Source organism: Diaphorobacter sp. HDW4A (genome assembly GCF_011305995.1).
Taxonomy (GTDB): domain Bacteria; phylum Pseudomonadota; class Gammaproteobacteria; order Burkholderiales; family Burkholderiaceae_C; genus Diaphorobacter_A.
The window spans coordinates 674,125-689,115 of the sequence record NZ_CP049910.1; the positions used below are offsets into that span (position 1 = coordinate 674,125).

The 14,991-nt window shown below is 62.4% G+C and carries 13 protein-coding genes; 5 read left to right on the forward strand and 8 right to left on the reverse strand.

The features are described 5' to 3' along the window. Positions 1 to 28: 28 nt before the first annotated feature. Positions 29 to 853, reverse strand: coding sequence for a thymidylate synthase (locus G7047_RS02985; RefSeq protein WP_166300577.1), 825 nt, complete (start codon positions 851 to 853; stop codon positions 29 to 31). A 441-nt stretch (positions 854 to 1,294) separates the two neighbouring features. Between G7047_RS02985 and G7047_RS02990 the strand changes: the two genes are divergently transcribed. Further along, on the forward strand, positions 1,295 to 1,762 hold the full coding sequence (locus G7047_RS02990; protein ID WP_166300579.1) for a hypothetical protein: 468 nt from the start codon (positions 1,295 to 1,297) through the stop codon (positions 1,760 to 1,762). Positions 1,763 to 1,859: 97 nt separating this feature from the next. Here the strand turns inward: G7047_RS02990 and G7047_RS02995 are convergent, their stop codons facing one another. Then, positions 1,860 to 3,293: an FAD-binding oxidoreductase gene (locus G7047_RS02995; protein WP_166300582.1), complete on the reverse strand. Its 1,434-nt coding sequence runs from the start codon at positions 3,291 to 3,293 to the stop codon at positions 1,860 to 1,862. 100 nt (positions 3,294 to 3,393) lie between these two features. Then, positions 3,394 to 3,810 (reverse strand): DUF2069 domain-containing protein, encoded by a 417-nt coding sequence (locus G7047_RS03000; protein ID WP_166300584.1) that lies wholly within the window; start codon positions 3,808 to 3,810, stop codon positions 3,394 to 3,396. 96 nt (positions 3,811 to 3,906) lie between these two features. Between G7047_RS03000 and G7047_RS03005 the strand changes: the two genes are divergently transcribed. Beyond that, entirely contained in the window at positions 3,907 to 5,184 is a 1,278-nt protein-coding gene (locus G7047_RS03005; protein ID WP_166300586.1) for a YihY family inner membrane protein, read from the forward strand. Here the strand turns inward: G7047_RS03005 and hpnE are convergent. Further along, positions 5,174 to 6,505 (reverse strand): hydroxysqualene dehydroxylase HpnE, encoded by a 1,332-nt coding sequence (gene hpnE / locus G7047_RS03010; RefSeq protein ID WP_256376812.1) that lies wholly within the window; start codon positions 6,503 to 6,505, stop codon positions 5,174 to 5,176. The genes G7047_RS03005 and hpnE overlap by 11 nt on opposite strands. Positions 6,506 to 6,508: 3 nt before the next feature. Further along, positions 6,509 to 7,348, reverse strand: a complete 840-nt coding sequence (hpnD, locus tag G7047_RS03015) for a presqualene diphosphate synthase HpnD (RefSeq protein ID WP_166300588.1) — start codon at positions 7,346 to 7,348, stop codon at positions 6,509 to 6,511. Positions 7,349 to 8,068: 720 nt separating this feature from the next. Between hpnD and G7047_RS03020 the strand changes: the two genes are divergently transcribed. Together G7047_RS03020 and G7047_RS03025 are read left to right on the forward strand one after the other, a co-directional pair. Then, positions 8,069 to 8,983, forward strand: coding sequence for a UDP-2,3-diacylglucosamine diphosphatase (locus tag G7047_RS03020; RefSeq protein WP_166300590.1), 915 nt, complete (start codon positions 8,069 to 8,071; stop codon positions 8,981 to 8,983). After that, positions 8,949 to 10,130 carry a glycosyltransferase gene (locus G7047_RS03025; RefSeq protein WP_240939351.1) on the forward strand — a complete coding sequence of 394 codons (1,182 nt, stop codon included), beginning with the start codon at positions 8,949 to 8,951 and terminating at the stop codon, positions 10,128 to 10,130. Before G7047_RS03020 ends, G7047_RS03025 begins: the two co-directional genes overlap by 35 nt. A 42-nt stretch (positions 10,131 to 10,172) precedes the next feature. Here the strand turns inward: G7047_RS03025 and G7047_RS03030 are convergent, their stop codons facing one another. The 3 genes from G7047_RS03030 to G7047_RS03040 are packed head-to-tail and all read right to left on the reverse strand — an operon-like array spanning position 10,173 to position 13,933. Next, positions 10,173 to 11,156 (reverse strand): ABC transporter substrate-binding protein, encoded by a 984-nt coding sequence (locus tag G7047_RS03030; protein ID WP_166300592.1) that lies wholly within the window; start codon positions 11,154 to 11,156, stop codon positions 10,173 to 10,175. 38 nt (positions 11,157 to 11,194) lie between these two features. Further along, a complete protein-coding gene (locus tag G7047_RS03035) occupies positions 11,195 to 12,841 on the reverse strand; it encodes an iron ABC transporter permease (RefSeq protein WP_166300594.1) in 1,647 nt (548 codons plus the stop codon). Between the two features lie 15 nt (positions 12,842 to 12,856). Further along, positions 12,857 to 13,933 carry an ABC transporter ATP-binding protein gene (locus G7047_RS03040; protein WP_166300596.1) on the reverse strand — a complete coding sequence of 359 codons (1,077 nt, stop codon included), beginning with the start codon at positions 13,931 to 13,933 and terminating at the stop codon, positions 12,857 to 12,859. Positions 13,934 to 14,090: 157 nt separating this feature from the next. Here G7047_RS03040 and G7047_RS03045 point away from each other — a divergent pair, with 157 nt between their 5' ends. After that, on the forward strand, positions 14,091 to 14,987 hold the full coding sequence (locus tag G7047_RS03045; protein WP_166300598.1) for a LysR substrate-binding domain-containing protein: 897 nt from the start codon (positions 14,091 to 14,093) through the stop codon (positions 14,985 to 14,987). Positions 14,988 to 14,991: the final 4 nt, after the last annotated feature.

Consider the following 14,991-nt stretch of genomic DNA (forward strand, 5'->3'; position numbering starts at 1 on the left):
TCTCATTGGTCAAGGCGTCAACATAATCTCAAACCGCCACCGGCGCCTTGATGGCGGCGTGGTGTTCGTAACCCAGCACTTCGAAATCTTCGTATTCATAGTCGAAGATGGAGTCGGGACGGCGCTTGATATGCAGCGTCGGATAGGCGAATGGCGTGCGCGTCAGTTGTGTCTCGACCTGTTCGAAATGGTTGTTGTAAATATGGCAATCACCGCCGGTCCAAACGAAATCCCCGACCGCCAGATCGCATTGCTGGGCCAGCATATGGGTGAGTAGCGCGTAGCTGGCGATGTTGAACGGCACGCCGAGGAAAATGTCCGCACTGCGCTGGTAGAGCTGGCAACTGAGCTTGCCGTCGGCCACGTAGAACTGGAAGAACGCATGGCAGGGCATGAGCGCCATCTCGGGCAGGTCGGCTACGTTCCAGGCGCTCACGATGATGCGGCGGCTGTCCGGGTTGGACTTGAGCTGTTTGACCACCTCGGCGATCTGGTCGATGTGGCCGCCATCGGGCTTGGGCCAGTTGCGCCACTGCACTCCGTAGACCGGGCCGAGGTCGCCGTCTTCGCGTGCCCATTCGTTCCAGATGGTGCAGCCGCGCTCCTGCAGCCACTTCACATTGCTGTCGCCACGCAGAAACCACAGCAGCTCGAGAATGATGGACTTGAGATGCACCTTCTTGGTGGTGACCAGCGGAAAGCCTTCTGCCAGATCAAAGCGCATCTGATGGCCGAACACGCTGCGCGTCCCCGTACCGGTACGGTCGGTTTTCGCCACGCCATGCTCGTAGACGTGACGCAGAAAATCTTCGTACTGGGAACGCACAGGGCGCAGCGGGGTATTCGTGCTCATTGGGGGACCGATACAGTCTGTACATCAGCGGGTGACCAAGTACAGGAAAAACAAGTAGACAGTGCTTAGTGTGCCACGCCCATGAGAGTCTTACACGTGGGTGCAAGAAGCATCTTTGCGAATTGAAACAATTCGAAGGGTGGTGTCACTTTTAAGGAGGAAGTGGGTTGCACAAGTGCCTGAAAATGAACTTCCGTATATTTGGAGCTTCGGTGTGCGATTGATTCCATGCCTGATCGGAATCGTTCTCGGCCTCGATGCCATGAAAGGTAGATACTTGTGGATGTGAATCAACGTTTGTCATGGAAACCCTGTCTGTTGGCCTGCGCCATCACCCTGAGCCTCAGTGCCTGCGATTCTAAAAACTCGCAGGAGGGGGCCGGTGGCGCGTCATCCTCAGCCTCGCAGGCCTCGGCCGCTCAGGGCGAGGCGATCGGGCCCGTGATTGAGGCGTCAGCCCCCACGGTGGCTCCACCGCCAACTCCCAGTGTCGCCGAACAGATTCACGCCTATACGTCGCCACCTGGCGAGGCCACGCTGGACAGTCTGCGATCGTATCTAGGCAAGTATCCGAACGATGGCAAGGACTACCTGCGACAGGGCATTTTGGCGGAGCGCCTGAAGAAACTGCTTGGCGATCGCTATGACACTGTAATCAAGAACCTCGAGACCGTCGGTCCACTCACCAAGGAGGGCGGACGCTGGAGCATTGTTGGCAACCGGCAGCACCAGGGTGGCAAGGAGGCCGCCGCTGTGGTCATCGACCCGGGCCGCAACGGTCTACGCGTTTGGCTACTGAGCAATGGTCGGCAGATGACCTTCACCGATCTGGGCGAGGGCCATATCATCCCATGGACACCCAATGTGAAGAATGTGATGGCGAATGCTCCGGGCGACGCTGCAAAGTGACATGACAGATCATAGTCCGCACTCAGTCTGCCCTCGAAGGTATTGATCTGCCAGCTGCGAGATAGTTGGCGGGTGGTCGTTTCCTGATCGACGCCAATCAGTCCATCACCACCGGCAACACCCGCCCCGGATTCATGATCCCCTGCGGGTCCAGCGCGGTCTTGATTGCGCGCATCATCGACAGCGCCACGGGTGATTGGTATTTCTGCAGCTTGTCGACCTTGAGTTCGCCCACGCCGTGCTCGGCGGAGAATGAGCCGCCGAATTTCGCCACGGCTTCGTAGACCAGATGGTTGACCCGGTCTTCGTGCTCGCGCATGAAGACCTTGGGGTCGCCTTCGGCCGGGGCCTGCACGTTGTAGTGCAGGTTGCCGTCGCCGAGGTGGCCGAAGTTCACGATGCGCACGCCCGGCAACTCGCTTTTGAGCAGGGCGTCGGCATATTCCACGTAGTCAGGAATACGGGATGCGGCGATGGAGATGTCGTGTTTGATGTTCGGGCCTTCCTCGGCCTGCGCGAGCGGAATGCTCTCGCGGATGTGCCAGAGTTCATGCGCCTGCGCGAGGCTTTCGGCGACCACTGCGTCCAGCACACAGCCGTCCTCAAGCGCCTTCTCGAGCAGGGCCTCGAAGCGTTCACGTGCATGGTGTTCCGATTCGCTGTCGGAGTTCTCAAGCAGCACGCAGTAGGGCGCGCCCTCCATATCGGCAAACGGGATGCGCAGCTGCGGCATGTGGCGCGCGACGAAGCTCAGCGCGAACTGGCCCATGACCTCGAACCCCGTGAGCCCCGCGCCGAGCTGTTGGTGCGCAAGGCCGAGCAACTGCACTGCCGCCTGCATCGATGGCACGGCGGCCCATGCGGTGAGCTGCGCTGCGGGCTTGGGGTAGAGCTTCATCGTCGCGCCAGTGATCACGCCGAGAGTGCCTTCGCTGCCGATGAACAGGTCGCGCAGGTCGTAGCCGGTGTTGTCCTTGCGCAGGCCCTTGAGGCCTTCCCAGACCTCACCTTGCGCGGTGACCACTTCGAGCCCGAGGCACAGCTCGCGCGTGTTGCCGTAGCGCACGACCTGCGTGCCGCCGGCGTTGGTGCCGAGGTTGCCGCCAATTGTGCAACTGCCTTCGGCGGCGAGCGAAAGGGGGAACAGAAAGCCTTCGCGATCCGCTGTTTCCTGCAGGCTTTGCAGAATGCAGCCTGCGTCCACGGTCATCGTGAGATTGGCGTGGTCGATGTGACGCACCGCGTTCATGCGCGTGAGGCTCAGCACCACCTGCTGGCCGGATTCATCGGGGGTGGAGCCGACCGAGAGGCCGGTGTTGCCGCCTTGCGCCACGATGCTTACCTTCTCATTGGCACAGGCACGAACCACGGACGCCACTTCCTGCGTATTGCCAGGTCGCACCACGGCCAGCGCTTTGCCGCGCGCGCGGCGACGCCAGTCCTGCTCGTAGGCGATCAGATCACCCTCGGTCAATACGTTGTTCGCGCCGATGATCTGGCGCAGGCGGTCGAGGAGTGCAGTGGATGGCATGTAAGGGTTCCCGTGTCGGAGCGAACGATGGCGGAACATTCCGCCGTCTCGATCCGTTGAATTTAGTCGGCGTGCTTTGGCATGGCAATGGTGGGGTGATTCACCCCGCCTTGGCGGTGGATTGACGCGCCGCCTTCTGGCGCAGCCGCACATGCAGCGCACACGCGATGAACAGCAGCAGGCACAGCGCAATCTCGATCATCGCGAGCCAGTTGCCCGGAGCCTTGTCGCTCCATGCACGCACCACGCCTTCGGTGAAATACAGCCAGACCACCAGACTGACCCAGCGGTAGGTGTACATGCGACGTTTGAGCAATCCGGCCAGCGGAATGCACAGCGGCAACGCCTTGAGCACCAGCCACGAACCACCCGGGCGCAGTGGAGCGAGCCATAACTCCCACAGCACGCTCAGCACGATCAGGCCCAGCAGGCTGCCCACCGCGAGCCAGCGGGTGATTGCCACGTCGCCCTGAACGGCGAGGGGTGCAGCGGAGTCGTTCGGGGCTGATGCAGTCATGTAGGCGGGCGAGAAAGGGTTCGTTAAGATGGGCGCCCGCGGCCATCATCGGGTGACCGCAGCAATCGTTCTATCAAACCTGCCATCATAGCCACCATGAGTCTGAGTTTCTCGTCCATTCTTGCGCGCCTCGAAGTCTGGGTCGAAGAACTCTCGCACTTTCCATGGGGCACCACGGCCCACACCCTGCGCGAACGCTTTCGCGAGGACCGGCTGGGACTCACCGCCAGCAGCCTGACCTTCACCACGCTGCTCGCGCTCGTGCCGTTCGTGACCGTGGCGCTGGCCGTGTTCACGGCGTTTCCGATGTTCGGCAAGATGCAGGAGCTGCTGCAGCGCTGGCTGGTCGACAGCCTGATTCCCGATACCATCGCGCGCTCGGTGCTCGACTACCTCACGCAGTTCTCGGCCAAGGCCAGCGGGCTCGGAGCGGTCGGCCTGAGCATTTTGTTCATCACTGCGCTCGCGCTGATCCTTACGATCGACCGCACGCTCAACAACATCTGGCGCGTGCCCAAGCTCAGGCCGCTCGGCCAGCGGGTGCTGATCTACTGGGCCGCGATCACGCTCGGCCCGTTGCTGCTGGCGATCAGCCTCACGCTCACCACTTCGATGGCCTCGGCGGCCTCGCGCGGCATCGGGCAGGCGCTGCCGCAGAGCACGCGTTTCATTTTTGATTCCATCGAATTCGTGCTGCTGGCTGCCGGCATGGCGGGGCTGTATCGCTACGTGCCCAACACGCTGGTGCACTGGCGGCATGCATGGGCGGGCGGTGTTTTCGTGTCGATAGGCATCGAGGTGGCCAAGAAGGTGCTGGGGCTGTATCTGTCGTCGGTGCCTACTTACTCCGTGCTCTACGGAACGTTCGCGACGTTGCCGATTCTGCTGCTGTGGATCTATGTGGCCTGGGTCATCGTGCTGCTCGGCGCGGTGGTCGCCGCGTATCTGCCGAGCCTACTGGCCGGGGTGGCGCGGCGTGCGGGTGGGCCGGGCTGGAACTTCTTGTTGGCGGTGGAGTTGTTGCAGCAACTGCATGCCGAGCGCGACAGTCCCCAATACGGGCTGACGGCTGCGCAAGCCGCTCAGCGACTGGGTGTGGAGTCCCTGCAACTGGTGCCCGCGCTGGATGCCTTGACCGCGCTCGACTGGGTGGTGCAGGTCAACGAGACCGCCGCAGGCGATTCGGACGACGCCGATGCGCGTTATGTGCTGGTGGCCGATCCGGTGACCACGCGCCTGCAGCCGCTGGTGGAGCGACTGCTGATCGAGCGCACCGATTCGTTGGAGCGCTATTGGACCAACACCGGCATGGAAGTCATCAAGCTCGCCGATGTGCTGCCGCGCAAGGCGGCGGCGCTGAAGGTCAGTTCGTGATCAACGCGGCAGCCGCGCTGCCGTTGAGCACGGCGCCTTCCAGCGTAGCGGGATAGGGTCCCGCGACATAGTCGCCGCAGGCCAGCAGACCCGGCGCGATCTGCATGGCGGGGCGCTTCAGGCCCGGTGTACAGGCAAACGTGGCGCGCTTTTCCACCAAGGTCTGTAGATGCTCCAGGTCGTGCAATCCCAACTGCTCGGCGGCCTGCTGCGTCACCTGCTGGACCAGCGCTTCGCGCTCGCCGTTGAACGCACTCACCACAAAGGCCAGCACGCCCGAATCGCCATAAAGCGTAAAGCGATCAAACACAAACTGCGCCGGACGTGTCGCGCTTGAGCGGAGCGCGGTCATCGGATGCGCGAGCAGTGCCTTGTTGTCGCCACCACGCACCCGCAGGTAGACCGTGGCAATCGCGCCGAACTGCAGGGCCTGCGTGCAGGCCGCCCAGTCATGCATGGCCTGATCGTGGGGCGTGGCAGCGCTCAAGACCAGCCGCGCGGCTTCCGCGCTCGGCGTCGCAAGCAGCACCGCATCGAACGCGGCTCCATCCACCATCCACGTCGAGCCTTCACGCTGCAGTGATTGCACGCGTCGGCCCAGTTGCACATTGTCCGATCCGCGCGCCACTAACCAGTTGCTCGCGGCCTGCGGAAACAGCGCGCCCAGATCGAGGCGCGGCAGCAGCAGATTGGAGCCGCCGCGCCCGCTGAACAGGCTGTCGCGCAGCACCCGCAGAAACACCTGCCCGCTCGAATCGACCGCCAGCGTGTTGAGTGCGGATACGCACAGCGGATCGATGAACTCATCCATCAGCCGTGTGGGCAGACCGGCGCAGATGTCGGCCACGCTGGCCGATGCGCTGCATTGAAAACCCTGCAGACGCCACTTGGCGGCACGCATCAACAAGGCGAATTTTTCCTGTACCGACCAACCGCGTGTGCGAGCAATGCCCAGCAGCGCGTCAAACGGCGGTGCCGCATCCGGCAACTGCAGACCACCGCCATCGGGAAACACCAGTGTCAGCGGCGTGCGCAGCAGCGCTTTGTCAGGATCGACGCCAACCTTGCGCATGAGCCGCAAACATTCGGCATACGCGCCGATGAGGATGTGCTGGCCGTTGTCGAGCACCAGAGGTTTGCTGCTGCCTGCTGATACGTCATCAACCTGCACGGCCCGAGCCCGTCCGCCCAGCGTGCGTGCTGCTTCGAAAACGCTCACCTGATGGCCCACCTCGGCCACGCCCACGGCGGCTGCCATGCCGGCCCAGCCCGCACCGATCACCGCAATCCGTTTGACGGCGCTACTCGATGGATTGGACACCGCTTACATGCGCCCCAGCGCCTGCATCTTCCACGCCAGCAACAGCTTGCGCAGCGGCGTAAGGCTGATGCGCTGGTGCAGCACCTTGAAGTCTTCGCTTTCGATCTCGCGCAGAAGCGTGCGGTAGATGCTGGCCATCATCAGACCGGGCTTCTGCGCGCGGCGGTCGGTGTCGGGCAGCAGCGCCAGCGCCTCGTCATAAAGCTGGTGCGCGCGCTCAGCTTGAAAGCGCATCAGTTTGGTGAAGTTGTCGGAATACTTGCGGTTGGTGATCTCGTGCGCTTTGACGTCGAACTGCTGTAGCTCGGACACGGGCAGGTAGACGCGACCCATCATCGCGTCCTCGCCCACATCGCGGATGATGTTGGTGAGCTGGAACGCAAGGCCCAGCTTGTGCGCGTATTCCGTCGTCTTGGGGTCGGTCTGGCCGAAGATCTTTGCCGACACCTCGCCCACGACGCCCGCCACCAGATGGCAGTAGCGTGTAAGGCCGGGGAAGTCGAGATAGCGGGTCTGCTCCAGATCCATCTGACAGCCCTGAATGATGGCTTGGAACTGCCGCTCTTCGAGCCCGAAGGCGGGCACGTGCGGCATCATTGCCAGCATCACCGGATGCGTGGGCTTGCCCGCGAAGGCCTGGCTCACCTCGGCCTGCCACCAGGCGAGCTTGGTGCGCGCGACGCCGGGGTCGGAGACTTCGTCGACCACGTCGTCGACCTCGCGGCAGAAGGCGTAGAAGGCGGTGATGGCGGCGCGTCGCTGTGCCGGGAGGAACAGGAAGGCGTAGTAAAAACTGCTGCCTGAGCTGGCGGCTTTTTGTTGGACGTACTGTTCCGGATTCATATTCTTGGGATTGTCCCATGGACGTGGGGTGTGATTTTCTTTTTAGTGTTTTACTGGTTGTGTTGGTGTTTTGAGAGCGGAGGCCGGGAGTTCCGCCCGGCGGCGGAGTAACTTTTTGGTCTTGCCCAAAAAGTCACCAAAAATGCGTTTTCAATACCCGCGGCAGAACTCGACTTCGCGCTGCGCGCTCCGCTCGGGCAACCGCCGCGAGTCAGAATTTTCATAAGAGGAGCATTCGGCACATCGCTACGCTCGTGGCGCTCACCTCGCGACTTCGCGAGATGTTGGTGTGCAGGAACTGCGTGATTTGCGAGCGGTCGTTCAAGCATTGCAAACTCAAAAGCGCAGTGGGCGTCTGAACCCCAACGCAGCTATGCAAACATCCCGGCACTAGCGCAGCGAAGTGCCGTAAACACCTCTTCCAGACTGACTTCCGGCGGTTGTCCGAGCAGAGTGACGAAGGAACGCCGCGAGTTCCGCCGGATGACTTCAAAAGCGCGTTTTTGATTACTTTTTGCGCGCAAGCAAAAAGTGATTGCCCCGCCGGGGGCAGTCCCGGCCTCCGCCCTCAACGACGCAGCAAGTCCCCAAAACGGAGAAAAAGTCGGCGGCAGCGGCGGCGCTCAACGAACTGAGATGCGTGATTTCCCCCCCCATCGTCATCAAAATGCCTTGAATCCTTCACGTCCCTGTCTCTTCCCATCCCCACCATGCAAAGTCATGAAACGCGAAGATGCTTTGCTAAATGCTTGGAAATCCTCGTCGGCCATGCCGCCCGATGTGCACGGCGACATGTTCGAGGCGTCGCGGCCGCCGCGAAGGTTTCGGACTTTGTGGATATCCGATCTGCATCTGGGAACGCCTGGTTGTCAGGCCGCCGCGCTGCTCGATTTTCTCAAACACACCGAGTGCGAGACGCTGTTTCTGGTGGGCGACATCATCGACGGTTGGCAATTGCGGCGGCAGTGGTACTGGCCGCAGGCGCACAACGATGTCGTGCAGAAGCTGCTGCGCAAGGCGCGCAAGGGCACGCGGGTGATCTTCATTCCGGGGAATCATGACGAGTTTGCGCGGCGTTATCTGCAGCTGGATTTTGGCGGCGTGCATGTCGCCGAGGACTGGATTCACGAGACCGCCGATGGGCGCAAGCTGTGGGTGATTCACGGGGATCTGTTCGATGGCGTGATTCAGTGCGCGAAGTGGCTGGCTTACGTGGGCGATTCGCTCTATGAGTTCGCGCTCAAGCTCAACCGGCATCTGAATTCGATGCGTGCCCGCATGGGACTGCCGTATTGGTCACTCTCCAAGTATCTGAAGCTCAAGGTCAAGCGCGCGGTGAACTATGTGGGTGATTTTGAAAATGCCGTGGCGCGCGAGGCGGGAAAGCGCGGACTGCAGGGCGTTATCTGCGGACATATTCACCATGCGGAGATGCGCGACATCGACGGCATTCTTTATGCCAACGATGGCGACTGGGTGGAGAGCCTTACAGCGCTAGCCGAGCATTCGGACGGGCGGTTAGAGATCATTCAGTGGGCCGATGAAATGAAGTCTGCAGCGTTGGCACGCAAGGACAAGGCGATGGATGAGGAGGCGATGCATGAAGTTGAATCCGCAACAGCAACCACCGTCTGACATGCCGGTTGTTGAACTGGTCTATTTCAACGCTGGCGGTGGGCACCGGGCCTCTTCGCTAGCTCTGGAATCGGCGATTGCGCGTGCGGGGCTGGGCTGGCGGGTCAAGCGCACACATCTGTTCGAGGTGCTCGATCCGAACGCGCGCTTCCGTCACTGGACGGGGATGGAGCCCGAGGACGTCTACAACAAGCGGCTTGCGCGTGGCTGGACGCTGGGGCTGTCGCAGGAGCTGCGGGTGCTGCAGCAAATGATCCGGTTCGGGCATCGCTCGCTCGTGCAGTCGCTCACCGCGTATTGGCGTGAGCAGGCTCCTGCGATGGTGGTTTCGTTGATCCCCAATTTCAACCGCGCCATGGCCGACGCGCTGGCCGCAGCGCAACCGGCGAGCCCGTTCGTCACCGTGATGACCGATCTCGCGGACTGTCCGCCGCGCTTCTGGGCGGAGCCCCAGACGCAGCAGATTCTTGTGTGCGGTTCGCCCTATGCGCTGGCACAGGCACGCGCTGCGGGGATGGCGCCACATCGCATGTGGGGTGTGTCGGGCATGCTGCTTGGCGAGCAGTTTCATGACGTGGCACCGGTGGATCGCAATGCCGAGCGAGCGGCACTCGGGCTTGATCCGTCGCGGCCCGTGGGGCTCGTGCTGTTCGGGGCGGAAGGCTCGAGAGCCATGCTGCCCATCGCGCGGCGGCTGACAGACACGCAGCTGATTCTGGTCTGCGGGCGCAATGAAGAACTCGCAACGGCCTTGCGCGCCATGAAGCGCAACGCTCCCACTGTCGTGCTGGGCTACACGCGCGCGATGGCGCGCAGCATGCAGCTCGCGGACTTCTTCATCGGCAAGCCCGGCAGCGGCAGCCTGAGCGAGGCCGTGCACATGGGCCTGCCGCCCATCGTCGTGCGCAACGCGTGGACCATGCCGCAGGAGCGCTATTGCACGGACTGGGTGAAGGACCACAAGCTCGGGCTGGTGTTGCCGAGCTACCAACGCATGGATCTGGCGGTGGTGCAATTGCTTTCACGCATCGATCAGCACAAGAGCGCGGCGGCGCGCATGCAGTGCCGCGCGGCCGAACAGGTGCCGCAGGTGCTCGCGCAGATTCTGGAAAAGGCCCAGCGGGTGGACATGAATAAGGCGGCCTGAACCGGAGTTCAGCCGCCTTCGCTCAATCAACCCAGGGGACGATCAGCGCGCCTTGCTCACCGCGATGTTCCACAGCGCGACCAGCTGTTCATACTCGGCCGATGCGGCTTCCTGATTCAACGGGAAGATTTTGATCGACTTCAGGTCGGGCAGCGTCGTGAGCTTGGACACCTGGATGTCGGTGCGGGTCGGGCGGCGGAAGTTCTTGGTGAGTTCGGCCTCCTGCACTTCCTTGCTCATCAGCGCGTTGTACAGCGTCTTGGCCGCGTCCATGTTCTTCGCGCCCTTCACGATGAACATGCCTTCGGGAGCGAGGTAGCTACCCTCGCTCGGGTAGACCAGCTTGATCTCCTTCTGACCGCCGGCCACGTATTCCTGTGCGGCGTATTCAATGGTCAGGCCTACGGGATACTCGCCTGCAGCCACGCCCTTGTAGGTGGTACCGGACGACGAGGTGACCACCGCGTTGGCAGCGATTTTCTCGAGGCCGTCCTTACCGAATTGCTTGAGCAGGCCGTAGACCAGCATGTAAGCCGTCGCGCTCTTGCTGGGGTCGGTGATCGCGAACTTGCCTTTCCACTCAGGCTTCATCAGATCGGACCAGGTCTTGGGGGCGGCATTGCCCTTGAGCTGGCGCTCGTTGACCATCATGACCATCACATGCACATTGGTGCCGACCCACAGGTCGTTCGGGCCACGGAATTCGGCCGGAATGTGTTCGAGGCCCGGGCCCTTGTAGGGCTGCAGCAGGTCCTTGTATGCGCCCAGCGTGCCGAAGCCGCCGCTCCAGAGCACGTCGCCGCGCGGGTTCTTGGCCTCGGCCTGGATGCGCTTCATCAGCGAGCCCGTGCCGCCCGTGACCTGCTGCACCTTGAGGTTGGGCGCGGTCTTCTTCACCACGTCGAGCGCGGTCTCGATGGTCTCGGTATTGTTCGACGAGTACAGCACCACGGTTTGCGCGTGGGCCATGCTGGCGACGAGGCCGAGGGCCGCGAGTGTGGTTTGAAAAATGGCTTTGAATTTCATGGCCTCGCTCCTGAGTTATGGATGAAAAATGAAAGGGCTTACTTGCTTGAAAAGAGATTGATGCGGAAGACCTTGATCGACACGAATATTGGCACAAGGATCACCGTCACCAGCGCAGCGCCGTAGGCCGATGCGAGGCCGAGGCGTCCGCCATCGACCTGCCGGAAGATGGCAATCGGCATGGTCTCGAGACCACCGCTGTAGACCACAACGGAGGCCGACAGTTCGGAGATCGTCGTTACCCACATGAGGATGGCGGCCGAGATCAGCGAGGCCTTCATTGCGGGCAGGATCACTTTGAAGAAGGTCATCAGCGGCGACACGCCGAGGCTGATCGACGCCTCTTCGATGGACTCCGGAATGTTGAACAGCGTCGATGTCGCATTGCGTACCGCGAACGGCAGGCGGCGCACGGCGTAGGCCAGCACCATGATGCCCGAGGTGCCTGCAAGCACCAGCCAGCCGGTGTTGAAAGTCTGCACCAGCGCGATGCCGAGCACCGTGCCCGAGATGGTGAGCGGCAGCACGACGATGTAGTCGAGCAACTGCGTGGCGGCGTTGCGCTTCTTGATGGTGAGGTAGCTCACCAGCACTGCGAAGGCAACGCCGACAACGGTGGCAATCGACGAGAACTGCAGCGAATTGATGATCGGCTCGGGCGCGTGGCGGATGGCGCGCGTGAGGCTGTCGAGCGACCACGAGCCCCAGCGCATCACCGGCCCGCTCGTCGCGGTGAAGGCGGCGATGAACACCACGATCAGCGGCAGCAGCGACGCAAGAATGACGATGCCCACCGAACTGGTGAACAGCGCGGAGGCCCATGAGCGCACGCGCTCCGGCGCGGGGGCGCGGCCTTGCGTCATGGTGTAGATCTTGCGTTCGACCACGCGCTTTTGCACGAACAGCACCACCGCCACGATGACGATGGATACCACCGACATTGCGCTTTGCAGCGCGGGGCTGCCGCCCATTTCGCTCACGAAGGTGTTGTAGGTCATCACCGAGAGCAGCGGCACGCGGCTGCCGAGCAGCATCGACAGCGCGAAGTTGCCCACGACCAGCGTGAACACCACGAGCGCGTTGACCAGCACCGCTGGCAGCATCACCGGCACGAGCACGCGCCACTTGGTGACGAGCGGCGAGGTGCCAAGGCTCAGGCCCGCTTCTTCGAGCGAGCCGTCAAAGCCGCGCAGCGCGGCCAGCACGCCAAGGTAGATATAGGTGTAGTACACCAGCGTCATCGAGAAGACCATGCCCGTCCAGCCGTAGAACGAGGGCAGCTCGATGCCGTGATCGGCGAAAAAATTGGTAAGCAGGCCGTTGTTGCCGAGCACCAGCAGCCAGGATTGGCCGACGATGATTTCGGGAATCACGATGGTGAGGATGGGCAGCACGGCCACCAGATTCTTGAGCGGAAACTCGTAGCGCGCGACCATGTAGGCGAACGGCACGCCGATGAGCACCGTGCAGAAGGTGACGCTGACGCCGAGGATCAGCGTATTCCAGAAGGCCTGCACATACTCGCTGTCATTCATCAGTTGAACAAAGGCCTGCAGCGAGAAGCCGCCTTCGTCGTTGAGCACGCTGTTGCTGAACAGGGTGCCGAGCGGGTAGAGCACGAAGAAGCCGAGCAGGACCAGACACACGAGCGTCAGAAATCCCCAGGGCCACCATTTGATTTTCATGATGCAGCTCCCCGCTCAGGCCGCGACCACGCGGCAGTCGATGGGCACGAGCACCTGCACCTTGTCGCCCGCGTGGAAGTCAGCGACGGTGTTGCCCGCGTGCAGTTCAACGCGGATCTCTGGGCCCGCGTCGAGCTGGATGCGGTAGGCGGTCTTGAAGCCGAGGTATTGGCGGCGGATGACCTGGCCAAGCACGGCGTTGGGCACATGCGGGGCTGGGGCCATCAGCGACAGGTCTTCGGGCCGCGCGATCAGCACGCCCTTGGCACCGATCTGCTGGCCGCCGTCGAGCACGCCGTCGAGCGAGCGAGCGGCGAGTTCGTAGCGCAGATGCGATGGATTGCCCGAGACGACCGGCTGGGTGGTCACCGGCAGCACGTTGGCCGAGCCGATGAAGTCGGCCACGTAGGAGTTGACGGGCGTGCCGTAGAGTTCTTCGGGCGTGCCGAGTTGCGCGATGCGGCCGCGGTCCATGATGGCGATGCGGTCCGACATGGCGAGCGCTTCTTCCTGATCATGGGTGACGAACACGGTGGTGATACCGGCCTCGCGCACGAGGTCCAGGATCACGTCGCGCATCTGCAGGCGCATCTTGGCGTCGAGATTGGACAGCGGCTCGTCCATCAGAAGCACGCGCGGGCGGATCACCAGCGCACGCGCGAGGGCCACACGCTGGCGCTGGCCGCCGCTCATCTGCGCGGGATAGCGATCGGCGAGCTGGCCGAGGCCGACCTTTTCGAGCGCCTCGGTCACGCGGCGGGTGATCTCGGGCTTGGCGACCTTGCGCGCGCGCAGGCCGTAGGCGACGTTGTCGAAGGCCGTCTTGTCGGGGAACAGGGCGTAGTCCTGGAACACCATGCCGATGTCGCGGTGGTGGGTGGACACGCGGGTCACGTCGTCCTTGTCGAACAGCAGCCGGCCCGCGTCAGGATCGTAGAAGCCTGCAATGCAGCGTAGCAGTGTGGTCTTGCCGCAGCCGCTGGGGCCGAGGAGCGTGTAGAACGCGCCGTCGGGGATATGCAGGGAAAGGTTCTGCAGCACGGTGTTGCCGCTGAACTGCTTGACGATGCCGTCGATGGTGATGGATGCCATATTTCTAACCAGCTTTTCACGGGATCGGTCCCGCGAATCGATGATAGGAAAGCACGTCCCTGCGAGCCAGCGCTAATTTTTAAGGGTTGCGGTTAGTTTTTCTTATAGCTCCGTCCACTAAGATGGTTTGATAGTCATCAATTTGTCACATTTGTGCATGGTCAAACGCACGCTGCCACCGCTCAAGACGCTTCGTGCCTTCGAAGCGGCGGCGCGCCATGCCAATTTCACGGCGGCTGCCGACGAGTTGAGCATTACCCACAGCGCGGTGAGCCAGCAGATCCGCCTGCTGGAGGAATACCTCGACGGCCCGCTGTTTGCACGCGAGGCACGTGGCGTGGTGCTGCTGCCGCACGCGCGCGAGTATTTTCTGGAAGTGCAGGCGTGCCTCGACCGCATCTCGACCGCCACGCAGACCGTCAAGTCACCGCATGCGCCGCGCATTCTGCGGGTCTGCACCACGCCGTCGCTCGCGATGAAGTGGCTGATTCCGCGCCTCGCCGATTTTCAAGATTGGGAGCCGCGCGTGGATGTGCAACTGTCCACGGTGAACAGCCGCTTCATCGAGCAGGCCGATGCTGCCAACGATGTGCTGATCATGCGTTGGCCGCTGCAGCGTGCCGAGCAGACCTGCGTGCGCTTTCTCGATGATTTTCTGCTGCCCGTGGCCTCGCCGCGCTTCATCAAGAAGCATGGGGTGAAGAAGCCTGCGGACTGTCTCGGGCTGCCGTTGCTGCAGGTCAGCGGTTGCATGCGCGACTGGCCGCACTGGTTCGGGCTCACGGGGCTTGCGGTGCCGCAGCAGTTGCCGGGGCCGGTGTTCGATCACCATTTTTTGAGCGCACAGGCGGCGATGAACGATCTGGGCATTGCGCTTGCGCCGTGGTGTCTGGTGGAAGACGACATTCAGAGCGGGCGGCTGCAGCCGTTGTTCGATCAGCCACGGCTGACTGGCGCGGGGCTGTATGCGCTTTATAAAACCGAGAACCCGGTGGCGGCCACCGCACGCCGGTTCGTGGATTGGCTTGGCACGCAGAAGGGCGGTCAGACGTGAGCAG